The sequence below is a fragment of the Amycolatopsis sp. NPDC031561 genome (assembly GCF_055580625.1).
The window spans coordinates 14,982-40,550 of the sequence record NZ_JBVILA010000004.1 but is presented as its reverse complement, the minus strand read 5'-3'; the positions used below and the strand labels follow the sequence as shown (position 1 = coordinate 40,550).

Annotated in this window: 19 protein-coding genes and 1 pseudogene; 7 read left to right on the top strand and 13 right to left on the bottom strand. The window is 70.6% G+C overall.

All coding sequences use genetic code 11. The features are described 5' to 3' along the window. Positions 1–25 precede the first annotated feature (25 nt). From ACZ5IK_RS11745 to ACZ5IK_RS11735, 3 genes are read right to left on the bottom strand one after another with little or no spacing between them, the layout of a single operon-like run. The gene (locus ACZ5IK_RS11745; RefSeq protein ID WP_465487684.1) at positions 26–2,731 is read right to left on the bottom strand and encodes a bifunctional acetate--CoA ligase family protein/GNAT family N-acetyltransferase; all 2,706 of its coding nucleotides are present in this window, start codon (positions 2,729–2,731) and stop codon (positions 26–28) included. Position 2,732: 1 nt separating this feature from the next. Next, entirely contained in the window at positions 2,733–3,905 is a 1,173-nt protein-coding gene (locus ACZ5IK_RS11740; protein WP_465487683.1) for an acetoin utilization protein AcuC, read from the bottom strand. Positions 3,906–3,962: 57 nt separating this feature from the next. Beyond that, positions 3,963–4,811: a sulfurtransferase gene (locus ACZ5IK_RS11735; RefSeq protein ID WP_465487682.1), complete on the bottom strand. Its 849-nt coding sequence runs from the start codon at positions 4,809–4,811 to the stop codon at positions 3,963–3,965. A 108-nt stretch (positions 4,812–4,919) separates the two neighbouring features. Between ACZ5IK_RS11735 and ACZ5IK_RS11730 the strand changes: the two genes are divergently transcribed. The 3 genes from ACZ5IK_RS11730 to galE all read left to right on the top strand — a co-directional run bounded on the left by ACZ5IK_RS11730 (position 4,920) and on the right by galE (position 7,925). Beyond that, entirely contained in the window at positions 4,920–5,639 is a 720-nt protein-coding gene (locus ACZ5IK_RS11730) for a metal-dependent transcriptional regulator (RefSeq protein WP_101606427.1), read from the top strand. Beyond that, on the top strand, positions 5,636–6,826 hold the full coding sequence (gene galK / locus ACZ5IK_RS11725; protein ID WP_465487681.1) for a galactokinase: 1,191 nt from the start codon (positions 5,636–5,638) through the stop codon (positions 6,824–6,826). Before ACZ5IK_RS11730 ends, galK begins: the two co-directional genes overlap by 4 nt. A gap of 139 nt (positions 6,827–6,965) precedes the next feature. After that, positions 6,966–7,925 (top strand): UDP-glucose 4-epimerase GalE, encoded by a 960-nt coding sequence (gene galE / locus ACZ5IK_RS11720; RefSeq protein WP_101613042.1) that lies wholly within the window; start codon positions 6,966–6,968, stop codon positions 7,923–7,925. Here galE and ACZ5IK_RS11715 read toward each other — a convergent pair. The 3 genes from ACZ5IK_RS11715 to ACZ5IK_RS11705 all read right to left on the bottom strand — a co-directional run bounded on the left by ACZ5IK_RS11715 (position 7,894) and on the right by ACZ5IK_RS11705 (position 11,930). Then, positions 7,894–8,958 (bottom strand): DUF4192 domain-containing protein, encoded by a 1,065-nt coding sequence (locus ACZ5IK_RS11715; protein WP_465487680.1) that lies wholly within the window; start codon positions 8,956–8,958, stop codon positions 7,894–7,896. The genes galE and ACZ5IK_RS11715 overlap by 32 nt on opposite strands. Before the next feature lie 148 nt (positions 8,959–9,106). Next, positions 9,107–9,961: a M23 family metallopeptidase gene (locus ACZ5IK_RS11710; RefSeq protein ID WP_465487679.1), complete on the bottom strand. Its 855-nt coding sequence runs from the start codon at positions 9,959–9,961 to the stop codon at positions 9,107–9,109. A gap of 157 nt (positions 9,962–10,118) precedes the next feature. Then, positions 10,119–11,930 (bottom strand): Xaa-Pro dipeptidyl-peptidase, encoded by a 1,812-nt coding sequence (locus tag ACZ5IK_RS11705; RefSeq protein ID WP_465487678.1) that lies wholly within the window; start codon positions 11,928–11,930, stop codon positions 10,119–10,121. Positions 11,931–12,012: 82 nt separating this feature from the next. Between ACZ5IK_RS11705 and ACZ5IK_RS11700 the strand changes: the two genes are divergently transcribed. Continuing rightward, positions 12,013–13,584, top strand: coding sequence for a DUF4139 domain-containing protein (locus ACZ5IK_RS11700; protein ID WP_465487677.1), 1,572 nt, complete (start codon positions 12,013–12,015; stop codon positions 13,582–13,584). Between the two features lie 35 nt (positions 13,585–13,619). On the opposite strand, the gene ACZ5IK_RS11695 is transcribed toward ACZ5IK_RS11700, so the two are convergent. After that, entirely contained in the window at positions 13,620–16,280 is a 2,661-nt protein-coding gene (locus tag ACZ5IK_RS11695) for a winged helix-turn-helix domain-containing protein (RefSeq protein ID WP_465487676.1), read from the bottom strand. Positions 16,281–16,823: 543 nt separating this feature from the next. Here ACZ5IK_RS11695 and ACZ5IK_RS11690 point away from each other — a divergent pair. Further along, positions 16,824–17,390, top strand: a pseudogene (locus ACZ5IK_RS11690) (GAP family protein); the annotation flags it as partial. On the opposite strand, the gene ACZ5IK_RS11685 reads toward ACZ5IK_RS11690, so the two are convergent. Genes ACZ5IK_RS11685 through ACZ5IK_RS11675 form a run of 3 tightly spaced genes read right to left on the bottom strand, consistent with a single transcriptional unit; the run spans position 17,333 to position 19,481 of the window. Further along, the gene (locus ACZ5IK_RS11685; RefSeq protein WP_465487675.1) at positions 17,333–18,508 is read right to left on the bottom strand and encodes an AI-2E family transporter; all 1,176 of its coding nucleotides are present in this window, start codon (positions 18,506–18,508) and stop codon (positions 17,333–17,335) included. The pseudogene ACZ5IK_RS11690 and the gene ACZ5IK_RS11685 overlap by 58 nt on opposite strands. Further along, on the bottom strand, positions 18,505–18,951 hold the full coding sequence (locus ACZ5IK_RS11680; protein ID WP_465487674.1) for a DUF7144 family membrane protein: 447 nt from the start codon (positions 18,949–18,951) through the stop codon (positions 18,505–18,507). Before ACZ5IK_RS11680 ends, ACZ5IK_RS11685 begins: the two co-directional genes overlap by 4 nt. Further along, positions 18,948–19,481 (bottom strand): DUF1269 domain-containing protein, encoded by a 534-nt coding sequence (locus ACZ5IK_RS11675; protein WP_465487673.1) that lies wholly within the window; start codon positions 19,479–19,481, stop codon positions 18,948–18,950. The genes ACZ5IK_RS11680 and ACZ5IK_RS11675 overlap by 4 nt, the downstream gene beginning before the upstream one ends. Before the next feature lie 185 nt (positions 19,482–19,666). Between ACZ5IK_RS11675 and ACZ5IK_RS11670 the strand changes: the two genes are divergently transcribed. Continuing rightward, on the top strand, positions 19,667–21,475 hold the full coding sequence (locus tag ACZ5IK_RS11670) for a glycoside hydrolase family 15 protein (RefSeq protein WP_465487672.1): 1,809 nt from the start codon (positions 19,667–19,669) through the stop codon (positions 21,473–21,475). Between the two features lie 54 nt (positions 21,476–21,529). On the opposite strand, the gene ACZ5IK_RS11665 is transcribed toward ACZ5IK_RS11670, so the two are convergent. The 3 genes from ACZ5IK_RS11665 to ACZ5IK_RS11655 are packed head-to-tail and all read right to left on the bottom strand — an operon-like array spanning position 21,530 to position 23,420. Next, positions 21,530–21,961, bottom strand: a complete 432-nt coding sequence (locus tag ACZ5IK_RS11665; protein ID WP_465487671.1) for a CBS domain-containing protein — start codon at positions 21,959–21,961, stop codon at positions 21,530–21,532. A gap of 47 nt (positions 21,962–22,008) precedes the next feature. Then, entirely contained in the window at positions 22,009–22,491 is a 483-nt protein-coding gene (locus ACZ5IK_RS11660; RefSeq protein ID WP_465487670.1) for a hypothetical protein, read from the bottom strand. Then, positions 22,488–23,420 (bottom strand): neutral zinc metallopeptidase, encoded by a 933-nt coding sequence (locus ACZ5IK_RS11655; RefSeq protein ID WP_465487669.1) that lies wholly within the window; start codon positions 23,418–23,420, stop codon positions 22,488–22,490. The genes ACZ5IK_RS11660 and ACZ5IK_RS11655 overlap by 4 nt, the downstream gene beginning before the upstream one ends. Before the next feature lie 117 nt (positions 23,421–23,537). On the opposite strand from ACZ5IK_RS11655, the gene ACZ5IK_RS11650 reads away from it, so the two are divergent. Continuing rightward, positions 23,538–25,544, top strand: coding sequence for a prolyl oligopeptidase family serine peptidase (locus ACZ5IK_RS11650; protein WP_465487668.1), 2,007 nt, complete (start codon positions 23,538–23,540; stop codon positions 25,542–25,544). Positions 25,545–25,569 lie beyond the last annotated feature (25 nt).

Sequence of the window (25,569 nt, the reverse complement as noted above, 5' to 3'; positions counted from 1 at the left end):
GCGAGGGCGCGCGTACTCCCCGGGCTCAAGTAAGGGCGTTGATCGGCCGCAGCCGCCGCGGCCCGGTGTCGGGGCGGGACGGCGGCGGGCCCAGCACGATCCGGGCGTTGGCGACGAAAGCGCCGTCCGGTGAGGCCAGGATCGGGTCGAGCGTCATCGAGCGGACCTCGGGGTTGTCCTCGGCGAGCGCCGCGACGCGCAGCACGATGTCCTGGAGCGCGGCCAGATCCGCGGGTTCGTCGCCGCGGTACCCGGTGAGCAGCGGCGATGTCCGCGGCTCGCGCAGCAACGTGGCGGCGTCGACGTCGGTGAGCGGGACGGCGCGGTAGGCGCGGTCGCCCAGCAGCGTGCTGACCAGCCCGGAGAGACCGAACGACACGAGCGTGCCGAACGACGGGTCGTCCTGCAGCCCGATCACGCACGAGATGCCCTTGGGCGCCATCCGCTGGACGTAGACGTCGTCGTCGCCGGAAATCTCCCTCAGGTCGAGGTACGCCCGGCGCACTCCGTCCACAGAGGACAGATCGAGCCGCACCCCGGCGAGGTCCGGCCTGCCGCGCAGCCGCTCGTCGACGGCCTTGAGGGTGACCGGGAATCCCAGGTCCTCGGCCTCCTTCACCGCTTCGTCCGCGGAAGTCACGACCCGGAACGGGACGACGTCGATGCCGTAGCAGCCCAGGAGCCGGACCACGTCGTCGTCGGAGAGCAGCGTCGTCTTGCCGTCCTCGCCCGTCAGCAGTTCGTTGACGATCGCCTGAGCCTGCTCGGCGTGCAGTCCCGCGGGCCGCACCAGATTGCCCTGCGGCCGCTGTCGCCAGGCCGCGTAACGCACGACCCGCGCGAGCGCGTTCACCGCGCGTTCGGGGCTGGGGTACGACGGGACCGAACCCCGCGTCGGCACGCCGTCCTCGGACAGCACGGCCAGTTCGTCCGGCACGCCCTCGACGGCCAGGAAGGTCGACACGATCGGCTTGTTCTTGTCCATCTCGACGACGGCCTCCCGCAGCGCGCGGGCGTAGGCGGTCCCCGGGATGGCGAGCGGGGGCACGAAGACCACGACGAGCGCGTCGGTCTCCGGTGAGTTGAGTGCTTCGCGCACGGCCGCGGCGAACTCCTCCGGACCCGCCTGCGGCCCGACGTCGACCGGATCCGAGGCCAGCCGGAGGCCCTGCGCCCGCGCGGTGTCGGCGGCGAGCAGCCCGATGGCGCTGGAGTTGCCCACGATGGCGATCCGCGGCCCGGCGGGCAACGGCTGATGGGCGAAGACCAGCGCGGTGTCGAAGAGTTGCGCGAGCGTGTCGACGCGGACGACGCCCGCCTGCTCGAACAGCGCCTGGACGCTGGACTCGTCGACCTCCGCCGAGGTCGCGGCGAGCTGCGGTCGGACGGCGTGCCTGCCGGATTTCACCGCCACCACCGGCTTCGTCCGCGCCAGCCGCCGGGCGAGACGCGCGAACTTGCGCGGGTTGCCGAACGATTCCAGGTACAGCAGGACGAGATCGGTCGCCGGATCGGTCTCCCAGTACTGGAGCAGGTCGTTGCCGGAGACGTCGGCCCGGTTCCCCGCCGAGACGAACGTCGAAAGCCCGAGGCCGCGCGCTTCGGCGTCGGCGAGGATCGCGGTGCCCAGCGCGCCGGACTGGCAGAAGAACCCGGTGCGGCCGCGGGCGGGCAGCCGGGGCGCGAGGGTGGCGTTGAGCCGGACCGCGGAGTCGGTGTTGAGCACGCCCAGCGCGTTCGGGCCGACCACGCGCATGCCGTGCGCCCTGGCCTCCCCGACCAGCCTCAGTTCGGCGTGCAGCCCGTGCGGACCTGCCTCGGCGAACCCGCCCGAGACGATCAGAAGAGTCTTGACCCCCTTGGCCAGTGCACCGTCCAAAACGGACTCGACGGCCTCGGCGGGGACGGCGACCAGCGCGAGGTCGACGTCCTCGGGAATGTCCACGACGGACGGATAGGCGTGGACGCCGCGGACGGACTTGTGCTCCGGGTTGACCGGGTAGACGGTGCCCGCGAAATCGGCGCTCAGCAGGTTGGTGAGGGCGACGTAGCCGATCTTCGTCGGATCGGTGGACGCGCCGATCACCGCGACCGACTTGGGGTGCAGCAGGTTGTGCACGCTGCGCGCCTCGGCGGCCTGTTCCCGGGAGCGGGCGACAGCGAGGGATTCCTCGGTCGGGTCGATGTCGAACTCCAGGTGCAGCACGCCTTCTTCGATCTCGCGGCTGACCTGGTAGCCCGCGTCGCGGAACACGCGAACCATCGCCGCGTTCTCGGCGAGCACCTCGGCGACGAAGCGGCGGAGCCCGGATTCCGAAGCGGCCGCGGCCAGGTGCTCCAGCAGGATCGACCCGAGCCCTCGGCCCTGGTGGGCGTCGTCGACGACGAACGCGACCTCGGCCGACGGCCCGTGTTCGAGCCGTTCGTAGCGGCCGACGGCCACGATGTCGTCGCCCAGCAGCGCGACGAAGGCGACCCTGTCGTGGTGGTCGACGACGGAGAACCGTTCGAGGTCCCGCTGCGGGATCCGTGGATAGGCGCCGAAGTACCGGAAGTACCGGGTTCGTTCGGACAACCGGCCGTGGAAGGCGACGAGCCCGTCGGCGTCGCTGGGGATCACCGGGCGAAGGTGCACCGTGCCGCCGTCGGAGAGCAGGACGTCGGCCTCCCACTCGCGCGGGAAGTCGAAGGGGTCGCGGTTCCCGGTGGGCCCGGGGTCCTCACTGGTCATGTCAGTCCCTCGGATCGTCCGGATCGAGACCGTGCAGCGGGAAGATCGCGCGGCGGGTGTCGCGGATGGCGATGTCGACCGGCTCGTCCGCCCCGTCTCCCCACGGGACGAAGGCGGTTTCGCGGTCGTCGGACATGCTGGGCGGGATCTCGGCGTTCGGCGCCGCCCTGGAGATGGACGCGACCCAGTTCGGCGGCAGCGCCGTCGCCGGGTCGACGTCGCGGTCGAGCACGGTGGCGAGCAGATGGGTCCAGGACCGCGGCACCACCCGGATCAGCTGGTAGCCACCGCCGCCCACGGCGAGCCAGCGGCCGCCCGCGTGCGCTTCGGACAGTTCCCGCAGCCGCCGGTAGATGGCGCGATGGCCGTCCACCGAGAGCGAGAGATCCGCCAGCGGGTCTTCTTCGTGCGAATCGACGCCGCATTGGGTGACGAGGATCTGCGGCCGGAACTGCTCCAGCAGCGACGGCACCACGGCGTCGAACGCCCGCAGCCAGCCGCCGTCACGGGTGCCGGGCGGCAGCGGGAGGTTGACCGCGGTGCCCTCGGCGCCGCCCTTGCCGGTCTCCGCCGAGTAGCCCGTGCCCGGCCACAGCGTGAACGGGTGCTGGTGCAGGGAAACGGTCAGCACCCGGGGGTCGTCGTAGAACGCCGCCTGCACGCCGTCGCCGTGGTGGACGTCGGTGTCGACGTACGCGACGCGGTCGAAACCGTGGTCCAGCAACCACGAGATCGCCACCGAGCAGTCGTTGTAGACGCAGAAGCCCGACGCCCTGTCCGGCATCGCGTGGTGCAGCCCGCCGGCGATGTTCACCGCCCTGGTCGCCTCGCCCTCGGCGATCTTGCGCGCGGCCAGCAACGTCGAGCCGACCACGAGAGCCGAAGCCTCGTGCATCCCGGTGAACACCGGGTTGTCCTCGGTGCCGAGCCCGTGCGCGAAATCGGCACCGGTCATCGGCGCCTGCCGGACGGCCTCGATGTACTCGCCGATGTGGACGCGGCGCAGCTCGTCTTCGCCCGCGGGCCCGGGGACGAGCAGCTCGACCCCGTCGAGCACGCCGAGTTCGGTGGCGAGCCGGATCGTCAGTTCGAGCCGCACCGGATTGAACGGATGCTCGCCGCCGAGGTCGTAACCCAGCAGCGAGGAGTCCCATACGACGGCCGGTGCTCGCATGGCACGGACTCTAGTGCCCGGAAGCGGCTCGTGCCCCCGTCCCGGACCGACCGCGGGTCAGCCGGGCAGGTCTCCCGTGGCGACGGGCCGCTCCGGATCACGGGACCAGTGCGACCACGAACCGGCGTACAGCGCCGCGGGCTCCGGGTGACCGGCGACCTCGAGCGCGAGGACGACGGACGAAGCGGTGACGCCCGATCCACAGTAGACACCGACCGGGGTTCCCGGATCCACGCCGAGTCCTTCGAACCGCTCGGCCAGTTCCGAGGCGTCACGCCAGCGGCCGTCCTCCGCCAGATGCCCGGAGAAGGGCGCGTTGACCGCGCCGGGGATGTGCCCGGCGCGCGGGTCGATCGGCTCGGTCTCCCCCGCGTACCTCGGCTTGGCGCGGGCGTCGAAGAGCAGCCCTTCCCTGGCCAGCGTGGCGGCCCCGGCCGCGTCCAGCACCGGCATGCCACCGGGCTTCACCACGATGTCGCCCTCCTCGGGCGAGGGGATCTCACCGGTGAGCGGGCGCTCTTCCTCGGCCCAGGCGGCGAATCCGCCGTCCAGCACGGCGACCTCGGTGTGCCCGGCCCAGCGCAGCAGCCACCACGCCCGTGCCGCGACCGAACCGTCGGAGTCGTCGTACACCACGACCGGGTGACCGGCGCGGATCCCGGCCGCCCGCAGGTACCGCTGCAGCGTCTCCGGCTCGGGCAGCGGGTGACGGCCGCCGTCGCCCGGTTCCCCCGCGAGCGCCGTGTCGAGGTCGACGTACACCGCGCCCGGGAGATGTGCCTCACGGTAGGAATCGGCGCCCGGCGGGCCCGCGAGCCGCCAGCGGACATCGAGGACTACGGAGCGTGCCGATTCCGGCCCGGAGAGCTGCGCGGCGAGTTCGCTGGTGGTGATCATGGGGCGCATGGGCCCATCTTCCCGTGCCTCGCGGCTCCACGCCCAGCTTGGGGGACTTTTCCCGCCTCGGAGCTTGTTGTCCCCACGCGTGCGTCGCTGTCAGTGCCAGCGACTACGATGAGCAACGCGGACGAAGGGGACAGCGTGAACGATCTCATCGACACCACAGAGATGTACTTGCGTACGATTTACGAACTCGAAGAAGAGGGTGTCGTCCCGCTGCGGGCCCGGATCGCGGAGCGGCTGCAGCAGAGCGGCCCGACCGTGAGCCAGACCGTCGCCAGGATGGAACGCGACGGGCTGGTCGTGGTCGCGGACGACAGGCACCTGCAACTGACGGAACACGGCCGCGAGCTGGCCATCGCGGTCATGCGCAAGCACCGGCTCGCCGAGCGCCTCCTGGTCGATGTGATCGGGCTGGAGTGGGAACACGTCCACAACGAGGCCTGCCGCTGGGAACACGTGATGAGCGAGGCCGTCGAGCGCAAGCTGGTCAAGCTGCTCGACCACCCCACCACGTCGCCCTACGGCAACCCGATCCCGGGACTGGACAAGCTCGGCGACGGCGATCCCGCCCCGCCGGCCGAAGCCGACCTGGTGCGGCTCGACGAGTTCGCCCGCATGGGTGGCGGCGAAGTCGAGATCCGCCGGATCGCCGAGCACGTGCAGCTCGACGAGACGCTGATGACGGAGCTCAAGTCGGTCGGCATCGTGCCCGGCAGCCGGGTCAAGGTCGGCAAGACGGCGCCCGGCGGGACCATCGAGGTCACCGGCGGGAACAACACCGCCCAGGTGCCCGTCTCGGCGCTGCACGCCGTGCTGGCGCAGGCCAGGTGAGCGCCGCGTCCGACGCTGCGGGGACCTTCCGGACCCTGCACGGCCGAGCTCCGGCGGGCGTCTGGTCCGCACCCGGCCGGGTGAACCTGATCGGTGAGCACACCGACTACAACGACGGTTTCGTGCTGCCCTTCGCCCTCCCGCACCGGCTCGCCGCGGCGGCGTCCCCGCGGGAGGACGGCGTGCTGACCGTGGCCACCCTCGGCTCGGACGGCCGGGTCCAGGAATCCGGCCCGCTCACCATCGCCGACCTGTGGCCCGGCTCGGTCGACGGGTGGGCCGCGTACCCGGCGGGGGTCGCCTGGGTGCTGCGTGACCAGGGACTCGGCGCCGGCGCGGACGTGGCGATCGCGGGGGACGTGCCCTCGGGGGCGGGCCTGTCCTCCTCCCACGCGCTCGAATGCGCCGTCGCGCTCGCCCTCCTGGGGCTGGCGGGCCGCACTCCGGGTACCGGCGCGGGTTCGCCCGCCCTGCACGAGGTGGCGCGCTGGGTGCAGCGTTCGGAGAACGACTTCGTCGGCGCGCCGACCGGTCTGCTCGACCAGACAGCTTCCTTGTGCTGCACGGAATCGAACGTGCTGTTCCTCGACGTCCGGTCCGGCGAGATGGAGCAGGTGCCGTTCCCGCTGGAGGAATCCGGCGTCCGGATCCTGATCATGGACAGCCGCACGAAACACTCGCACGCCGAGGGCGGCTACGGCGAACGCCGCCGGGGCTGCGAACGCGCCGCGGAACTGCTCGAAGTGAAGGCGCTGAGGGACATCGGCGTCGACGGGCTGAACGCCGCGCTCGCCAGGCTTCCGGAGGACCTGGTGCCGCTGGTGCGCCACGTCGTGACGGAGAACCAGCGGGTCCTCGACACCGTGGAGCTGCTGCGTGCCGGGCGGATCACCGAGATCGGCCCGCTGCTGGACGCCTCGCATGTCAGCATGCGCGACGACTACCGGATCTCCACCCGTGAACTCGACCTCGCCGTCGATTCGGCCCGCGAAGCCGGGGCGCTCGGCGCGCGGATGACCGGCGGCGGTTTCGGCGGTTCGGCCATCGCACTGGTCCGCGAGTCCGATGTGGACACCGTGGGGCGGGCGGTGAAGGCCGCGTACGAGGCGGCGGATCTGCGCCACCCCAGGCTGTTCACCGCGGTGCCGTCGCGCGGCGCGGGCCGCGACGAGCTTAGTGAGGGTTAGAGCGGACCGGTCTCGGAGCTTGATCGACCCCCACCCCCGGGCGCGACGGGTGCCCGGGGGCGAGGACACTGGGCCGCGACCGCATCCGCAGCAGAAAGGCGCGAACGTGACCGACGAACCGACCAAGACCCTGAAGCTGATGGTGACGGGCGGAGCCGGTTATGTGGGCAGCGTTTGCGCGGCCCGCCTCATCGAGGCCGGGCACGACGTCACCGTGGTCGACGACCTCTCCACCGGGCACGCCGACGCGGTGCACCCGGACGCCACCTTCGTCGAGGGCGACGCCGCCGAGGTCGCGCGGCGCCTTCTCGGCGACGGCTTCGACGGTGTCCTCCACTTCGCCGCCAAGTCGCTGGTCGGCGAGTCGATGACGGATCCGGCGAAGTACTGGGAGGGCAACGTCCTGACCTCGCTTCGCCTGCTCGAGGCGATGCGCGACCACGGCACGAAGCGGCTGGTGTTCTCCTCCACCGCGGCCACCTACGGCGAGCCCGAGTCCTCTCCCATCCCGGAGACGGCGCCGACGCAGCCGACGAACACCTACGGCGCGACGAAGCTGGCCATCGACCACGCGATCACGTCGTTCTCGCGTGCCCACGGCATCGCCGCCGTCAGCCTGCGCTACTTCAACGTCGCCGGCGCCTACGGCACCTTCGGCGAGCGGCACACCACCGAAACCCACCTGATCCCCCTCGTGCTCCAGGTCGCCACCGGGGACCGCGAGCGGATCCAGATCTTCGGTGACGACTACCCGACCGCGGACGGCACCGCCATCCGCGACTACATCCACGTGGTCGACCTCGCCGACGCGCACCAGCTGGCCCTGCGCCACGCGGTGGACGGCGAACACCGCGTCTACAACCTCGGCAGCGGCACCGGTTTCTCCGTGCTGGAAGTGATCGAGGCGTGCCGCCGCACCACCGGTCACGAGATCCCCGCCGCGGTCGCGCCGCGCCGGGCGGGCGACCCGTCGGTGCTGGTGGCCTCCAGCGAGCGGGCGAACGGCGAACTCGGCTGGAAGCCCGAGCGCACCGACCTCGACGGCATCGTGGCCGACGCGTGGGCGTTCACTCAGTCCCGCCAAGCGGCTCGAGGCTGAGCGCGGGCGGCGCTTCCTCTCGCTGTTGAAGGACGATTCCGGCCACTTCGGACGGCGCCAGCATCGTGTCCAACGCGGCGGTCAGCAGCCTGGCCAGGTTGTGGTCCGGATCGACTTCGCAGGCCCTCGCCAGTGCTATCCCGGCGGAGGCGAGATCGCCGCGGGCGTAGGCGGCGTGCGCTTTCAGGCACAGCGCCTCGGCGGATTCCGGCTCCGGTAGCTCCCTGGCGAGCCGGAGCCAGAGATCTTCCGCGACCCGCGCCAAAGGCGAGTCGGCGGGAGCCGCGGTGAGCAGGCAGGCGCCCCGGACCTCGACCAGGGAAAGCGCCCAGGCCAGCCGGACGGCCTGATCGTCGGTGAGCGTCAGGTCACCCCGCTGGTAACGGGCGAGGGCCGCGTTGACCTCGGCGAGCCCTCCTTCGACGACGGCGTCGTCTCCCCACGGCGGGTCGGCCAGCCGGTTCAGGAGATCGGCACGCCGCGCGAGCGTCTCCGCCGGACCGGCTTCGAAGAGTCGCTCCAGCTCTTCCCTGCTCTCGCGGATGACGCGGCCGTCGCCGATGGCGACCGCGGCGATCACCGACTCGCGAGGGTCGGGGAGGATGCCGCCACAGGTCTTCTCGCGGTAGCACCCCCATCTGACGCCTGCGGTGAAAGACGGCACCCAGAGCGAGTGCAGCAACGGGATGTCGTACTCGGCGAGCGAGGATTCCAGGCGCCGGACGAAGCGGCGGCGAGGCGGCCGCCCGGCCGGGTTCGGGGCGCCTCCGCCGACGACGGCCACCGTGGCGCCGGTGTGCGCGGTCGCGGCGAGCCGCGCCGCGAGGTCGAGCGCCTGGTCTTTCTCCAGGCCGGGCGGCGGGAGGTCCACGCGCAGGGTGAGGCCCTGCTGCTTGCGGTCCGGGCCTCGCTGCCCGAAGACGACGACGGAGTTCTCGGGGTGGAACCCGAGGATGTACGGGATCGCGGCGAGCAGGTCCGCCGGATCCTTCAGGTCGACCTTGGTCCTGCCGGTCGGGGTGGATGTGGTCATGCCCCCACCCTGCGGCGGGAATGGGCCGCTGGGTGGGGGCAGGACAGATCTGTGGACGGCCGGGACCGTTGTGGACAACCGCCGCCGGGCCCGGTCCGGGGCGCCGGTCCTGTCGGTGGGGTGGTCTACCGTGCCCGGCTCCTCGGGATCAGCCGCAGTGTTCGAACGGGCTCTCGTAGGCGTTCGTCCCGACCGAGCCGCCCCACTTGACGCAGGTCGAAGCGGCCGTCTTCTTCACCGGCCCGGCGTAGTAGGTGAAGCTGCCGGAATCGGTGGTGCGCGCCGAACCCTGGACTTCGAGGAACGCCGACACCGGCGACGCGGTGCCGAGCGAAACCGCCTTCAGCGTGGTCGCGCAGTTGGCCTTGGTCGAAGCGTTGTAGAGCAGGTACGCCGTGCCGGAACCGCCGGCGAGCGCCTGCGAGTCGACCACGGAGAAGCCGCTGCCGCACACCTCGGTGGCCTCGTACGGGTTGCCGCCGCACGAGTTCTTGCTGGTGAAGTTGGTGTGGCCGTAGTACGGCACCGCGACCCCGTTCAGCTTCGCCTTCTGCGCCGTTCCGTTGAGCCGCTCCTCGAAGTGCAGGTGAGGACCGCTCACGCCGCCGGTCGCCCCGGCCGTGCCGATCTGCTTGCCGAGGCTGACGGCCTGGCCGACCGAGACCGACTGGGTCGACAGGTGGGCGTAGCGCGTGGTCCAGCCGCCACCGTGGTCGATCTCGACCCAGCGCCCGTAGCTCGTGCTGCCTTCGTTGGCGACCCGGGTGACCTTGCCGCCCGCCGAGGCCAGCACCGGCATCCCGGTGATCCCCGACTTCTGGAAGTCGACCGAGTTCGCCGGGCTGTGCCCGCTGAACGTCGCGGCCGTGACCGTCACCCCGCATTTGAACGGGACCTGGAAGTTCGGAGCGGCCGACGCCTGCGTCGTACCGGCCAGAGTCAGGCCGAGCGCGGGGAGAGCGGCGGCCGCGGCGAGCACTGCGAAGCGGCGCAACCTGGACATGGAGACCTCCATCTGGTGGGGAAGCCGGACGCGGCGAAGCAAAGCCGGAGGAAATACATTTTCCATACAAGCCCGAGGTCGGGTCGGCGTTTTCCACCCGGAAACGCCGAATGCCACGTCCGGGTGGACGTGGCATTCGGGGCGGACCGGCCGGGACTCAGCCGAAGGCGGCGCGCAGCGCGGGCTTCCCGCCCGCCACCGGCAGCACCACGGTGGTGCGGTTCAGCTCGAGCGAGATCCCCGCGCCGGCCTTCGGCCGGAGCGTGTAGTCGTGATCGCTGGAGGCCAGCAGGAACTCGATCTTGTGCCCGGTCGCGAGCAGGTAGTCCTTCGCCACCAGTTCGACCTCGATCTGGTACTTCTCACCGGGGGTGATCGGGTCGGTGCGGGCGGGGTCGCGGCGGTTCTGCGGGTCGGTCCAGCCGCGGCTGATCACCTTGGCCGTGCCGTTCGGGGCGCGGTCGACGAGCACCGCCGTCACGTTCGCGGCGGGCTTGTCGAAGGACACCGACAGTCCGGCCTTCGCGGTACCGGAAAGGCGTACGGGCTGCTTCGCCGCGGTGGTCGAGTACAGCAGCCGGTTACCCGACGAAGCCGCGTTGGCGAGCTGCTCGACGGTCTTGCTCGCGTCGTCGGCCAGCTTCTCGACGGCGGGCTTGCCCGGAACGGCGTTGCCCGTGTCGAGCTTGCCCTTCGAGGAGCCACCGGGCCACGGGTAGAGCTTCACGTCCTGGGTGCCGGGCAGCGGCCATTCGGCCTCGTCCACCCACGAATTGTCCTCGCGCTGGATGGTGGCCTTCGGCTCGCGCTCGATGCCGTTGTCCAGGTCGTAGAGGTAGTGCGACATCCACTTGTTGAGCGTGGCGAGCCAGACGTCGCGGCGGAGGCTGTACGGGTCGGCGTGGCCGGACTGGTGCAGCCAGATCTTGTGCTCGACGCCGTGCTGCTTGAGCGCCTCGTACCAGCGGGTGCCCTGGTCGGTCTTGACGTTCCAGTCGTTGAGGCCGTGCACCACGAGCACCGAGGCCCGCACCTTGCGCACGTCGTTGCGGTAGTTCCGCACGTCCCAGAAGGGGCTGTAGTCGCCGCTCACCCGGTCCTGGTCGACCGCGATGCCGTCGATCAGCGGACGGCAGACGGCGCGGTCCTGGCGCGTGTAGACGTAGTCGGCGAGCACGTCCGCGTCCTCGCCCTGGTAACCGCCTGCCGCGACGACGGCGCCGTCGTTGCGGTAGTAGTCGTACCAGCTGGAGATCGCCGCGATCGGGACGATCGTCTCCAGCCCTTCGACACCGGTGCTGGCCACCGCGTTGGGCAGCGTCCCGTTGTAGGAAACGCCGGTCATGCCGGTCTTGCCGGTGCTCCAGTCCGCGACGGCGGCCTTGCCCGACGCGTCACGCGCCGCCGCCCTGCCGTTCAACCAGTCCACAATGGACTTCGCGCCGATGGTCTCGTTGACGTCGCCGGTGCTCGGGCAGCCGGTGGACTGGCCGCTGCCGAGCGACTCCCCGTACACCACGGCGAAGCCGCGGGCGGTGAAGTAGTCCTGGTAGCGCCAGCTGATCGGCGCCGCGTTCGGGCCGACGGTGCTGGTCGCGATCCGCGGGCCCGCGGGGGCGCGCTTGGCGCCGGGCACGTACAGCTCGACGTCGACGTTGTGGTTCGCGACGTCGTTGCCGCCCGCGTAGTACGGGCTGGCCTGGTAGACGACCGGGACCTTCATGCCCTGCAGGGTCGCGCGCGGCCGCACCACCTCCGCGTGCACGAGGTCGTCCTTGCCGTCGCCGTCGCTGTCGACCGGCGCGGTGACCCAGACGTTCTCCCGGATGACGTCCGCCGGGTTGAACACCGGTTGCGCCTGACCGTCCTTGAAGACCGGCGTTGGTGGCGCGTCGGCTTGGGCGGGCAATGCCGTCGCCGGCAGAACCAAGACGGCGGTGAACAGGGCGGCGAGCCTGGCGACTCTCACGTGACCCCCAAGGGCGGGTGGGCAAGACGCAGCTGAGGTTTCCGGCCCCCTGAACGGGTGTCAAGAGACTAACGTCGGGGGCATGCCGAGCACCGTGGAAGCACCGATCGTCGCCGTCACCGTCTACCCCCACCATGCCCGGATCACGAGACGGGCGTCGGCACGCCTTGACAACGAGACGCGGTTCAGCTTCGCCGGGCTGCCGTGGAATCTGGACAGCGATTCGGTCCGTGTCACCGGGTCCGGTCCGGCGGTCATCGCCGGGGTCGACGTCGCCGTCGAGCGCCACCCCGCGCCCGCGGACGCTTCCCTGCGCGCGCTGACCGAGCGGAGGCGGGCTGACCAGGCGATGGTCGACGAGGTCGCCGACGCCGTCGACGCGGAGAGCGCGAAGGTCGACCTGCTGACAGGCGTGGCGAAGCGGAGTGGCGGCAGTTTCGCGAAGGCGCTCGCGGCGGGCACGGCGGAGCCGCCCCGGGTCGCCGAAGTCACCGACGCGCTGGGCACGCAGCTGGCCGAGGCGCTGGGCAAACGCCGCGAACTCGGCATCCGGCTGGCCGCGCTCCGCGACGACCTCGGCGCGCTGGACCGGGAGATCCAGGCGAAACAGGGCCAGTCCGAAGTGGACAGCGCGACGGTCACGGTCGAGCTGGAAAGCCAGGAGGACGGCGCGGAAATCGGGCTCGAACTGTCCTATGTGGTCGCGAACGCGAGCTGGGAGCCCGGCTACGACGTGCGCGTCCGCGGCGAGGACGTCTCGGTGACCTGGTACGGGCGGATCACCCAGCACACCGGCGAAGACTGGCCCGAATGCGAGCTGGCGCTCTCGACCGCGCGGCCGGCGAACACCGTGGAGGTCCCGGAACTCGAACCGTGGTTCCTCGACCGCGTGCGCCCGGTCGAACCGGCGATGGCGCGGGCCGCGTACGGCAGCGCGTCACCGGCGGGCGGCGGGATGCCGGAAGCGGCGGGTTTCCGGAACCTGGCGGCACCCGCCCCGGCGATGGCGGTGCGGACCGCGACCGCCGAGGAGGGCGCCACCGCGGTCACCTACCGGCCGGGACGCCCGGTGGCGGTGCCTTCGGGAGCGCAGGGCCACCGCACGACGCTGGCGCAGCTCGAACTGACGGCGAAACTGGGCTACATCACCGCCCCGGCACGGTCACCGGAGGCGTTCCTGCGGGCGACCGTGGTCAACACGTCGGAGCACACGCTGCGGCCGGGCAAGGCGTCCGTGTTCCACGAGACGGAGTTCGTCGGCACCACACGGCTCGAAGTCTGGGCGCCGGGTGAGGAGCTCGAACTCGCCCTCGGCGTGGACGACCGGATCCGGGTCGACCGGGAACTCTCGCACCGCACGGCGAGCAAGGCGACCTTGTCCGGTGTCCGCAAGCGGGAGGCCGCCTACACCACGACGATCGTCAACCACAGCCCGCGCGAAGCCGTCGTGACCGTGCTGGACCAGGCGCCGGTCTCTCGCGACGAGGCGATCACGGTTCGCGACGTCCGTGCCGTCCCGGATCCGGTGGAGCGGACCGAGCTGGGCGAGATCACCTGGAGGCTGACGCTCGCTCCGGGCGCGAAGGGCGTCGTGACGCTCGGGTACCGGGTGGACGTCGCCAAGGGTGTCGAGCTGTCGGGGTGGCGCGAGTAGCCGAGAAGGCCCGACGACGCTGTCGGGCTGCGGAACTACAACAGGCCACGCCGTCGTGCGGCGACGACGGCGTCCCGGCGGTGGTTGACGCCGAGCTTCCGGTAGATACCGCGAAGGTGGGTCTTGACCGTGTTCACCGACACGAAGAGCGAATCGGCGATCTGCTCGGTGGTGCGCATCGACGGCAGCTCGGTGAGGAGTTCGAGCTCGCGTGAGGTGAGCGGATCGACCGGGCCCCCGGGGTGGGCGGGCAAGGACTGCAGAACGGCGCTCGCGAACTCTTCCGTGCGCCCAAACCTCCCGGCCCCGCTCACCAGGAGTTCCCGGACGTGCCTGCCCGCGTCGTGGAACGGCCGCAGCGCCTGCTGGGGTGCCGCGAGGTCGAGCGCGCGGCCGACGGCGTGGTGCGCCTGGTTCTGTTCACCGGCCTGATCGGCCAGGACCGCTTCGAGGAGCCAGCTCTCGATCAGGGTGTGCGCCACCAGCGGCCTGGTCTGCCGCTCGATGACCGGCCGCAGACGGCGGCGCGCGGCACCGGTCCTGCCGCGGTGCAGGTGCACGAGGGTGCTCAGCAGCGCGTGCTCCGCGTAGGGCGCGAGCAGGTGCCGATGCCGTTCGGTCACGTCCATCGCCCAGGTGGGTTCCCCGACGCGCAGGGCCAGTCGCTGCTCGATCGGCGCCGTGCAGGCGACGAGCCAGGGTGCGACCGGTTCGGCCGCGAGCCGTTTCCGGTGTCCCCGCAGTGTTTCGACGACGGCGTGCGGATCGGCCGCGAGACCGAATTCGACGGCGGCGCTGAGGGTCACCGTCAGCAGTTCCACGGCCGGGTCCACGACCGCGGGCGAGAGCCGGGTCGCCAGCGCGGAGAACCGGCGGGCGCTTTCCTGGTCCAGCCGTTGGTAGGCCGCCATCCCGAGCACGGCGTACAGGAACGCGGTCCGCGAAGTCTCGGTCCAGCCTCGGGACCGGGCCAGTTCGAGCGCGGCGCTGGTGTGCACGGCCAGCCCGGCGAGGTCGCCCTGGACCCGGGCGATCCCCGCGAGGTGGATCTCGCAATGCAGCCGGACGGCGTCGCGCCGCTCCAGCGTGGCCATGCGCAGCGCGCGTTCCAGGTCACCGGTGGCGCCCGGGAGGTCGCCCAGCCACAAGGACGCGGTCCCCTGGGTGGCCAGCGCCAGCAGGTCGAGATCGACGTCGCCGGTGTCACCCGCGCTCGTGGCCCGGAGTTCCGCGAGCGCCTTGTCCAGGTGCCCGCCGTACCTCGCCCGGTAGAGGACGGCCACGGCGTTCAGCGCGCGCAGCCGCCCGGAACGCAGCGACTGGGCGGAATTGTCGCCCCTGCCGAGGTACCGGTCCGCCGCGACGAGGTCGTGGACGTCGAGGGCGGCGACGGCGGCGATGAGCGCCACCTGCGGCCGGGCCAGGATGTGCTCCGGCATCGCGCCGAGCAGCGTGTGCAACCGGGTCCCGTGTCCGTCGAGGACGGTCCGCAGCCCGAACCGCTGGATGTACCGCGTGATCAGTTCGTCGTCCTGCGCGGCGATACCGTGCTCCAACGCCGCGAGCACGTCGCCGGAGTCCGTGAACCATTCGGCCGCCGACCGGTGGAGCCTGCGGTGAGCCCGGGGGTGACGCCGGTTCAGCTCCGCGCGCAGGTAGCCGCGCAGCAGCGGGTGGCAACGGTAGCGAGGGCCGTGCCGGGTGACCAGCGCGTTGGTACGGGTGAGCGTGTACAGGATCTGCCCGGAGTTCTCCTGCCCGGTCAGGCGGGTGGCCAGTTCGTCGCTGATGTCGGGGCACACCGACGTGCTCAGCAGGAACTCGCGGACGTGCGCGGGCTGCGGGCCGACGATCTCCCCGCCCAGGTATTCGGCCAGCAGCCGGTCTTCACCGGTGAAGGCCCGGATCGCCGCACCGGTGTCCGGCGTGGCGGCCAGCGCGAGGGTGAGGAACCGCAGCCCCGCGGCCCAGCCCTCCGTCCGGGTGGAGATCTCGTCCAGATCCGCCTGTGTCAGCGCGAGGTTCTGTCCGGCGAGCAGCTTTCCGGTCTCCTCCTCGGTGAAGTTCAGCTGGTGCGCGGTGATCTCCCGCAGCCGCCCTTCGAGCCGGATCCGGGGCAGGATCAGCGGGGGCGGGAACCGGGTCGCGATGACGACCCGCACTCCCGGCGGCAGATAGCGCAACAGCAGGTTCACGTTCCGCACCGCGTCCGGTGCGGACAATTCGTGGGCGTTGTCCAGCACCAAGATCACCGGGCACGGAAGCCGGGCGCACGCGTCGATGAACGCGCCGACGCATTCGTGCGCGGAGGCGTTCCGAGGGGGCATCGTCTCCGGGAACGAGTCTTTCCCCGCGCTCCGGTGCAGCGCGCGGAGGATCGACGACCACAGGGTGTGCACCTTGTTGTCGTTGGCGTCCAAGGAAATCCAGGCCAGATGGTCACCGGTCGCGTGCCGCCGCGCCCGCCGCCGGAACCAGCTGCCGAGCAGCACGGTCTTGCCGGATCCCGCCGGCGCGTTGAGCAGCGTGACGCTGGGGACTTCGCCGGAGGTGGCCTGATCGAGGGCGTCCAGGAGACGGTCCCGTTCGAGAACGTCGGAGGCGGGCGGCGGCGGGGCGAGTTTCGGCGACGGCACCACGACGGGTTCTCCGCCGTGGGTCGCGGTGCCTTCGACGCGGGTCACCGGCCGGCGCATGACATCGCCGCACTGGAAAGGACATGCCAGACGAAGGCGAAAACGCGGGAGGTCCCGCTGATGGCGAAGGCGAGACCGGAAAGGACGACGTCCGTCTTTCCCGATGCCCCGCTTTCCCCCGGTTGCGCCGAAAGGACCAGCACGAAAGTCAGTGCTGTCAGGACGAGTTTGGCTCTGGACCGACGACGCGGCTCAGTGCTCACCGATTGTCTCCCTTCGATTCCCCAGACGAGTGAGGGGACCGATCTTGCTCACCCCGCGCGGCGGTCACCTCCTCCCTGGCGGGTGAGTCGGGGTGACACTCGTAGCGAAGAGTGGTTGAAACAAAGGATTTCTCGCCGTGGGTGACGAAACCCGGCACTCGTTTTCACCCGCCACGAAGGAAGAACTCCTTGTCGCGGCGGCGCATTCTGGAGATCGCGGATCACGAAGCCCCGGGCTCTGGCGGTACGACCGCCGCGCGAGCGTTGCCCGTCGCCGTCGGGACACCGGTGGCGGGCAACGCGATTCGCTGTCGAACAGCCTCGGACGGGAGTCACGGACATGACGGACGGCTCACTCACGGTGCTTCCGCTCGCGATCACCATGATGGCCGGACCGCAGTTCGTGTCCGCGCTGATCCTGATCACGACGAAACGCGCGGTCCCGACCTCGCTCGCGTTCGTGGCGGGGGTCGCCACGGCCGCGACGGCGGGGACCGCGCTCACCACCTGGCTGGCGGGGCTTCTCCCGCCCGATCCCCTCGCTTCCGGTTCGGACGGTTCCCTCTACGCGATCGTCCAATTCGGGCTGGTGGCGCTCCTGCTGGGTATCGCGATCCGGAACTGGGCACACCGCGAAACCGCGGAACCGCCGAAATGGCTGGGATCGCTCATGTCGGCGGGTCCGCGCCGAGGATTCCGTACCGGATTCCTGCTCATCGCGTTCTTTCCGTCGGACATCGTCGTGATGTGCGCAGTCGGCCTCGACGCCGGCCGCGGCGGGGCGGGTTTCGGTGCGGCGGTCCCGTTCCTCGTCGCCACCACGCTGATCGCCGCCCTGCCGCTCCTGGCCTACCTTCTCTTCCGGCGGCGCGCGGCGCGGGTCATGCCCGCCATCCGCGACTGGACGAACGACCACGGCTGGTTGCTGAACATCGTGGCGTGCCTCTTCTTCGTCGTGCTCATCCTGTCCTGACCGCCCTCCGGTCCCCGCCGGGGAGAACCGACCAGCGCCGTGACCCAGCTGCGGCCGGGGTCGTCGACAAGGACGGCCAGCGCGAGCAGGGTCGCCGGTACCGAAAGCAGCGTCCCGAGCGGTCCGAGCACCCAGGCCCAGAACACCAGCGCGACGAACGTCGCCGTGGCCGACAGCCCGACGGCGTTGCCGACGTACCTCGGCTGGATCAGCGATTGCAGCACGAAGTTGAGCACGACGTAGACCGCCACCACCGCCAGCATCACCGGCAGCCCGCCGTCGAGGAGCGCGAGCGTGGCGGGCGGGGCGAGGCCGAGCAGGAAGCCGATCGTCGGGATGTAGTTGGTGACGAAGGAAAGCAGCCCCCACAGCAGCGCGAGCGGGACGCCCAGCACCACCAGTGCGAGGACGTCCAGCACGGCGACCACGAGGCCGAAGACCGTGGTCACCACCAAGTACACCCTGACGCGGCGGCCGAAGTCGCGCAGCGCCTCCGCCGTCCGCGCCCGCTCACCCGCGATCCCGGCGATGCGGCCGTCGATGTCCGCCGTTTCCGCGCTGAGGAACAACAACAGCCCCAGCAGGAAGACCAGGCTCGTGGTGACACCGGTCAGATCGGCGAGCAGGGCGCCGGCGTAGGAGACGAGCTTGCCGAGATCGAGAGACGCGAGGAGGTCACGCAACTGGGCGGGCCCGGCACCGAATTTCGCCAGCACACCGGCGATTTCGGCGTACAGGGCGGTGATCCGGTCGGCGTAGCGCGGCAGGAGCGACGCGAGTTGCGCCACCGACACGATCATCGCGACACAGAAGGAGATGAGGATCCCGTAGACGAACACCACGAGCGCCGCCGTCGCCGCCCAGCGGGGGAAACCGAGGCGCCGCAGCCTGCCGTGCGCGGGACTGAGCGTGATCACGATGACCAGCGCCAGCAAGGTCGGCGCCGCCAGCCAGGCGACCGCTTTGACGCCCGCGACTCCGACCACGAGCGCCGCCGCCCCGAGCAGGACGGCGAGCGCTCGTGGTGTTCGAGAGGTGGGTTGTTCCGTCACCACAACCCACGATCCGGTAGTTCGTCACCGTGGACGAGGACCGCCCAGATGACCGTCACGCACAGGACGATCACGATCATCGACCACACCGGATGCGCCGAGAGGAACACCAGGTGGGTCACCGCGTTCCCGGCCGCGAAGAGCACCGCGACCACTCGCGCCCAGATCGCGCCCGTGAGGAGGAAGCCGCCGGAGACCGCCACCAGCGCGCCGCCCACCACATGGGCCCACGCCCATCCGGTCACGTCCAGGACGAGGGTGTATTCCGGGCCCGAGATGTAGTAGCCGCCCTGGAACAGGGCCACGATCCCGGCGATGACGTCGAAGACGCCGAGGATGAGCATGACCACGCTGGCGAAGACGATCCATCCCGCCCAGGCCGGCCGGCGCTCTCCCCGCCGGGAGTCGGCGAGCTCGGCTTCGGCACCCCACTGCGCGCTCATTTCGGCCCCGTTCCCGGAGCCTCGGCGGTCTGCTGTTCCAGTTCCATCGAGAAGCTCTCGCGCAAGGCCTGCTCCTGTTCCGCGCTCAGGTTCGTGAAGATCAGCTCCGGCGCGTTTTCGCCGGTGAAGGCGTCCCGAACCTTGTCGACGACCGCGCCCGAACTGAGCAGGAACAAGGCCGACGTGCCTTCGGTGACCTCTCCCCTGACCCGCTTGATCAGGTCGTCGTCGATGCCGTAGTCCGACGTCAACCCGCCGAAAGCGCCCGCCGCGGCGCCGAGGGCGGCACCGAGCAGCGGCACGAGGAAGATCAGGCCGAAGAGCAGCCCCCAGAACGCGCCGCTCAGCGCGCCACGGCCCGCCAGGTTGCGCAACTGGCGGAGTTTCGGCTTGGACGCTCCCACCGGCCACGACACCGTCGCGGCGTCGTGTACCGAGATGAGCTGGTTCTTCGCCAAGCCCTTCACCGTCTCCGCCGCGTCGTCCGCGCCGTCGGCCGAGCGGAACAACCAGATGGTCAACGTGTCCACGGCTCACCGTCCCTTCTGAAATGGGTGATCTGACGGTGGCCATCGCACAGCGGCGACGGGGGTGGGCACATCACCTCGGACGGATGAGCGTCAGTGCGGCCGGGAACTCATCCGGCCGGGGTGACGCCCGCTCCCCGCCGTCGGGTCAGGCTGGTCGAAAAACCCCTTCCGGCAAGGAGTTCCGCGTGACCCACCACCAAGCACCGATCGCCGACCACGGGCTGATCGGCGATCTGCAGACCGCCGCGCTGGTGAGCACCGGCGGCGCGATCGACTGGTTCTGCTGTCCCCGCTTCGATTCCCCGAGCGTGTTCGGCGCGCTCCTGGATCCCGGCGGCGGCCACTGCCGGATCCGGCCCGTCGGCGAGCCGTATACGTCGCGCCAGTTCTATTTCCCCGGCACCGCCGTCCTGATCACGCGGTTCATGACCAGGCTGGGCACCGGCGAGGTCATCGACTTCATGCGCCCGGCGACCGGACCACACGCCGCCCAGGGCCACCGGCTGATCCGGATGATCCGCTGCGTGCGCGGGCACGTCGAGTTCGCCGTGGACGTCGTCCCGCGCTTCGACTACGCACGACGGCCGCACACCACCACCGTCACCGCGGACGGCGTGCTCTTCGACAGCGGCCCGTTCGCCCTGACCCTGCACGCGGTCCGGGAACCGGGGGATCCACGGCTCGCCCACGCCCACGTCATCGAAGGCGGCGTCTACGGCTCGGTCACCCTGGAGACCGGGCAGGTCCGCGGTTTCGTGCTCGAATCGGACGGCGGGGAACCCCGCGCGACCCGGGTCGCCGAGATCGAGAAGGCCTTCGAGGAGACCGTCGGCTTCTGGCGCGACTGGCTGAGCCACTCGACCTACCGAGGGCGCTGGCGCGAGATGGTCGACCGCTCCGCGATCACCCTCAAGCTGCTGACCTACGCCCCGACCGGCGCGATGGTCGCCGCGCCGACCACGAGCCTGCCGGAGCGGATCGGCGGCGAACGGAACTGGGACTACCGCTACACCTGGGTGCGGGACGCGTCGCTGTCGGTCTCTTCCTTGCTGGCCTTGGGTTTCACCGACGAAGCGGTCGCTTTCGCCGGCTGGCTCCGGGAACGCCACCTGCGCGGCGACGGCAGGCTGAAGATCATGTACCGCGTCGACGGTTCGCCGGATCTCCCGGAGGAATCGCTCGCGCACTGGACCGGGTACCGGGGCTCGGTGCCGGTCCGGATCGGCAACTCCGCGGCCGACCAGCTCCAGCTCGACGTCTACGGCGAACTGCTCGACACCGTGTACCAGGCCGATCGGCGGGGTGCCGAGATCGGGCACGACGGCTGGAAGGCGCTGGCGGGACTGCTCGATTGGCTGGCGGCGAACTGGGATCAGCCGGAAGAGGGGATCTGGGAGACACGCGAGGGCAAGGCCGACTTCACCTACGGCAGGCTCATGAGCTGGGTCGCCTTCGATCGCGGCATCCGCCTCGCGACGGCGCACGGCCAGCCTTGCGCGCTCGACTCCTGGCGCGGCGAACGGGATCGCGTGTACGACCAGATCTGGGAGCACGGCTGGAATCCGCTCAAGCAGGCCTTCGTCCAGCGCTACGGTTCCAGTTCCCTGGACGCGTCGCTCCTTCGCATGGCCGACGTCGGTTTCATCACCCCGCACGACCCGAGCTGGCTGGCGACCTTGGCCGGCATCGAGAAGGACCTGGTCACCGACAGCCTCGTCTACCGCTACGACCCGAGCGCCTCCCCCGACGGCCTGCGCGGCGACGAGGGGACGTTCTCGCTGTGCACGTTCGGCTATGTCACCGCCCTCGCCCGTGCCGGGTATCCGGAGAAGGCGCGGCTGGTGTTCGAGAAGATGCTGACCTACGCCAACCACGTCGGCCTGTACGCCGAGGAGATCGGCCCGACCGGGGAGCAGCTCGGCAACTTCCCGCAGGCGTTCACCCACCTCGGGCTCATCGACGCCGCGCTCACCCTCGACCGCGCCATCGGTTAGCCGGGTACGCGAAAGGGCCGTTCCCGGACGGCTGCCCGGGAACGGCCCTCCGGCTCAGCCTTGCGAGATGTACGCCTCGAGCTGTTCCTGGCTCTTCTCCAGCTGTTCCATCCGCGTCTTCACGACGTCACCGATGCTCACGATCCCCGAGAGCTTGCCGTCCACCAGGACCGGGACGTGCCGGATCCGGCGTTCGGTCATCAGGACCGACAGCTGATCCACCGAGTCCTCGGGGGTACAGCTGGCGACCAGCTTCGTCATGATCGCGGCCACCGATCCGTCGAGTAGCTGGGGTCCGCGCTCGTTGAGCCGGCGCACCACGTCCCGTTCGGAGACGATCCCGACGATCCCGCCGTCGTCATCGACGACCACGAGCGCCCCGACGTTGTGCTCCGCGAGTCTCTCGAGCAGTTCGGTGACGTTCGTCTCCGGCGAGACGGTCGCGACGGCCGCCCCCTTGTTCCGCAACAGATCGGAAATCCGCATACGCGCTCCTCCCGGATGGGTGACCTGAGTCACTCCAGGTTATGGCCTCACCGCCGTGCGCGAAAGTCCGGAGAGTCCGGTTCGATGCCGAGCCTGGTCGCGAGCGCGTCGTACGCCTCGATGATCCCGGTGCCGTAGGCGTCGTCGCCGAGCGCGCCGAGGGTCCCCCGTCCGAGCTCCCACTGGGCCTTCGCGGCCCCGTGATCACCCAGTTTGCGGTAATCCTCGGCGAGGTTGAGGTGCAGCGACGGGTAGAACCCGCGGACGGCCAGGGTCGCGTGGTACTCCTTGGCGCGTTCGTCGGTCAGTGAATCGGCCGCCGCGAGCGCGCGGAGATCCCAGGCGAGTTCGTCGGCCGGATCGTCGCAGACGTCGGCCATGTAGTGCGCGAGCGCGCACCGGTGCAGCGGATCGCCGTCCTCGCCGATCCGCTCCCACAGCGCCGCGAACTTCTCGCGGGCATCGGCCCGGTCACCGGAGATGTGCAGCTGGAGGCCGGTGTTGATCTCGGCCATCACGTCGTCGGTCACGCGACCTCCGAAGCGGGCGCCGCCCAGGTGTTGCACGACGCCGTCGTCTTCCCGGAGAACCCGGCCTTCGCCCACCTCAGCTGGTTGCGCCGGGTGCCGTGGGTGTCGCTGTCGTCGGTGTTGCCGTAGTCGTCGAGCGCGGCTTTGGCCAGCGAGGTGCTGATGGACCCGCGTCCGGCGGCCGCCGCGACGGCGAGCGCGCCGAAGCAGTTCGCCTGCAGCTCGATGCGGCGGACCAGTTCCTTGTCGGCCGGGGAGTCCTCTTCCGGCGAGGACATCTTCTCCGCGGCCGCCGACAGGATCCCGCTGGAGCGCTGGACGTGGTGCCCGTACTCGTGGGCCATCGTCGCGAGATGACGGGACCGTTCGAGGCCCGCGTCGCTCAGCATCCACTCGGTCGGCGCGTAGATCGTGGTGTCGCCGCCGCAGTAGTAGGCGACGGCCTCGGTCTCGCTGGGCACCTTCCCGCACGCGCTGGTCTCCGGCAGCGTCACCTGCACGGTCGCCGTCAGCGTGGGCTCGTTCGCCTGGTCCAACGCTGGTTTCCAGGCGTCGGCGAGACAGGAGGCGAAGGTCTTGTAGTACGTCTCCAGCTTCACGGGGTCGCGGCTGATCGCCGGCAGGCGGCAGGTGACCGCGCCGAGCGCGATCCCTTCGGCCAGCAGCGGGTTCGTTTCCAGTTCCCGCACCTCCTTGGGCGCGGGTTTCGCGGTCCCGGCGGGCGCCTTGGCCCCTTCCGAGGTGAACGCGCCGGACACCGGAAGGGCCTGGCCGTCGATCTTCCGCGGCCCGCCAGCCATCGCCATCCCGGCGGCGGTCAAGGCGGCCACGACGAGCAGGCCGACCACGGCCGCACCCGTGTTGCGGGGGTTTTCGGGGCGAGGCGGCGACGGCACGGGCGGTCCGGATACCTCGTCGATGCCGGTCATGGTCTCCCTCAGGCGTGCGAGTCTCCAGCATACGGAGGAGAAGCAGGTCAGCGAAGACACGCGCCGGAAACGGACACCTGGTGGCGCCGGGACGGAGGCCCCGGCGAGACTGTCAGCATGAGTGACGAGGACCCGTACCTGTGGTTGGAAGACGTGACCGGCGAAGACGCGCTGGACTGGGTGCGAGCCCGCAACGCCGAGGCTCTGGCGGAACTGTCCACCGGCGAGCGGTTCGCCGGGATCCGTGACGAGGTCCGCGAGGTCCTCGACGCCGACGACCGGATCCCGTACATCCGGCGCCGCGGCGAGTACCTGTACAACTTCTGGCAGGACTCGGCCAACCCCCGCGGCCTGTGGCGCCGCACCACCCTCGAGCAGTACCGGCTCGACACGCCGGAGTGGGAACTCCTGCTCGACATCGACGCGCTGGCCGAGGCCGACGGCGAGAACTGGGTGTGGCAGGGCGCGGCCGTCCTCCGGCCGGGCTATCAGCGCGCGCTGGTCGAACTGTCGCGCGGCGGCGCCGACGCGACCGTGGTCCGCGAGTTCGATCTCGACGAGCGCCGCTTCGTCGAGGACGGCTTCTCCGTGCCCGAGGCCAAGACCCGGATCGGCTGGATCGACCGCGACCGCGTCTACGTCGGCACCGATTTCGGCCCGGGGACGCTGACCAGTTCGGGCTACCCGCGGCTGGCGAAGGAATGGCGGCGCGGCACCCCGCTCGAAGAGGCGACGGTGATCTTCGAGGGCAAACCGGACGACGTCTCGGTGTCCGCCCACCACGACCCGACCGAGGGATACGAGCGCGATTTCGCCTACCGGTCGATCGACTTCTACCGCACGGAGCGGTACGTCCGGACGCCCGGCGGGCTCGAACGGATCGAGGTCCCCGAAGACGCGCAGACGTCCTCGCACCGCGAATGGCTGCTGATCCGGCTCCGCTCCGACTGGACCGTCGACGGCACCACCTATGCGTCCGGCACCCTGCTTGCCTCCGGGTTCGACGCCTTCATGGCGGGCGAGCGCACCTTCACGACGCTCTTCACCCCCGACGCCCACACGTCGCTGGAGTACTGGGCGTGGACGCACAACCACCTGCTGCTCTCGACGCTGTCCGACGTCCGGACCGAACTGCGCGTGCTCACGCCGTCGGACGGCTGGAGCTCCCGGCCCCTCGCCGGTGCCCCGGAACTGGGCACCGCGCAGATCACCGGGACCGATCCCGACGTCAGTGACGAGTACCTGCTCGACTCCAGCGGCTACACGCAGCCGTCGACGCTGAGCTACGGGCACGTCGGTGGCGACGTCGAAGCCCTCAAGCGCGCTCCCGCGTTCTTCGACAGCGAAGGCATGACGGTCTCGCAGTACTTCGCGACGTCCGAGGACGGCACGAAGATCCCGTACTTCGTCGTCCGTCCTTCGGGCGCGGAAGGCGGCCCGACGCTACTGACCGGGTACGGCGGCTTCGAGGTGTCGCTGACCCCCGGCTACAGCGGCGTGATCGGCCGCGGCTGGCTCTCGCGCGGCGGCACCTACGTCGTCGCGAACATCCGCGGCGGCGGCGAGTACGGGCCGGACTGGCACACCTCGGTGACCAAGGCCAAGCGATACAAGGTCTACGAGGACTTCGCGGCCGTCGCCGCCGACCTCGTCGAGCGTGGCATCAGCGAACCGTCCCGGCTCGGGATCCAGGGCGGCAGCAACGGCGGGCTGCTGATGGGCGTCATGCTCACGCGCTACCCACACCTGTTCGGCGCGATCGTGTGCCAGGTGCCGCTGCTGGACATGAAGCGGTACCACAAGCTCCTCGCCGGCGCGTCGTGGATGGCCGAGTACGGCGACCCCGACGACCCCGCGGAATGGGACTTCATCGGGAAGTATTCGCCGTACCAGAACGTCCACAGTGGACGCGAGTATCCGCCGATCCTGTTCGTCACCTCCACGAGGGACGACCGGGTACATCCCGCCCACGCGCGCAAGATGGTCGCGCGGATGCTGGAGCAGGGGCACGACGTGCGCTACCACGAGAACATCGAGGGCGGGCACGGCGCGGCGGCCGACAACGAGCAGCTGGCGTTCAAATGGGCGCTGATGCTCGAATTCCTGTGGGAGAAGCTCGCCTGACGTGTCAGGAAAGGGGCTTTCAGGA

Coding starts and splice junctions, on each gene's coding strand:
- ACZ5IK_RS11745 (WP_465487684.1), bottom strand. CDS start 2,731: ATGACCAGTGAGGACCCCGGGCCCACCGGGAACCGCGACCCCTTCGAC.
- ACZ5IK_RS11740 (WP_465487683.1), bottom strand. CDS start 3,905: ATGCGAGCACCGGCCGTCGTATGGGACTCCTCGCTGCTGGGTTACGAC.
- ACZ5IK_RS11735 (WP_465487682.1), bottom strand. CDS start 4,811: ATGCGCCCCATGATCACCACCAGCGAACTCGCCGCGCAGCTCTCCGGG.
- ACZ5IK_RS11730 (WP_101606427.1), top strand. CDS start 4,920: ATGAGCAACGCGGACGAAGGGGACAGCGTGAACGATCTCATCGACACC.
- galE (WP_101613042.1), top strand. CDS start 6,966: ATGGTGACGGGCGGAGCCGGTTATGTGGGCAGCGTTTGCGCGGCCCGC.
- ACZ5IK_RS11715 (WP_465487680.1), bottom strand. CDS start 8,958: ATGACCACATCCACCCCGACCGGCAGGACCAAGGTCGACCTGAAGGAT.
- ACZ5IK_RS11710 (WP_465487679.1), bottom strand. CDS start 9,961: ATGTCCAGGTTGCGCCGCTTCGCAGTGCTCGCCGCGGCCGCCGCTCTC.
- ACZ5IK_RS11700 (WP_465487677.1), top strand. CDS start 12,013: ATGCCGAGCACCGTGGAAGCACCGATCGTCGCCGTCACCGTCTACCCC.
- ACZ5IK_RS11695 (WP_465487676.1), bottom strand. CDS start 16,280: ATGCGCCGGCCGGTGACCCGCGTCGAAGGCACCGCGACCCACGGCGGA.
- ACZ5IK_RS11680 (WP_465487674.1), bottom strand. CDS start 18,951: ATGAGCGCGCAGTGGGGTGCCGAAGCCGAGCTCGCCGACTCCCGGCGG.
- ACZ5IK_RS11665 (WP_465487671.1), bottom strand. CDS start 21,961: ATGCGGATTTCCGATCTGTTGCGGAACAAGGGGGCGGCCGTCGCGACC.
- ACZ5IK_RS11655 (WP_465487669.1), bottom strand. CDS start 23,420: ATGACCGGCATCGACGAGGTATCCGGACCGCCCGTGCCGTCGCCGCCT.
- ACZ5IK_RS11650 (WP_465487668.1), top strand. CDS start 23,538: ATGAGTGACGAGGACCCGTACCTGTGGTTGGAAGACGTGACCGGCGAA.